Raw genomic sequence first — 390 nt, 5'->3', positions numbered from 1 at the left:
TTGTAGCCCTGCATTCTTTTGCCGCGAAGACCAAGAATCATCGTCGGCAAAAGAAGAATACCAATTAGAATGAAGAAAAAGAATGAACTAAACGGAATCATAGAAGAACCTCTTTCGCGATTCTTTTACGGTCAACCTTCCCGTTTGGCGTCATGTACAGCTGCTCAAGATAAACAAACTTTCTTGGAATCATGTACGCAGGCAGTGAATCCGCCATTTCTTTCTTAATCGCACTTGTCAGCTGATATTCTTTTTCAAAGGAATGCTCAGTTGGGACAATTGCTGCAATTAAGTACTCCACATGCCCGTTTGGCTGAAACGGCACAATCACACAAGCATTGACATAGGTTGTCTCGCTTACATGATATTCAATTTCTTCAAGCTCCATGC

1 protein-coding gene is annotated in these 390 nt (G+C 41.8%); it reads right to left on the bottom strand.

The genetic code is table 11. From position 1 onward, the window contains the following. Window positions 1-97: 97 nt before the first annotated feature. On the bottom strand, window positions 98-390 hold a 293-nt coding region (locus tag V7659_RS27600), incomplete at its 5' end, for an AMP-binding enzyme (protein WP_420491779.1).

The organism is Neobacillus drentensis (assembly GCF_036966985.1).
GTDB lineage: Bacteria > Bacillota > Bacilli > Bacillales > Cytobacillaceae > Neobacillus > Neobacillus drentensis_E.
Note: the sequence above shows the minus strand (reverse complement) of the source record. Positions and strands in the feature narration are given on the sequence as shown.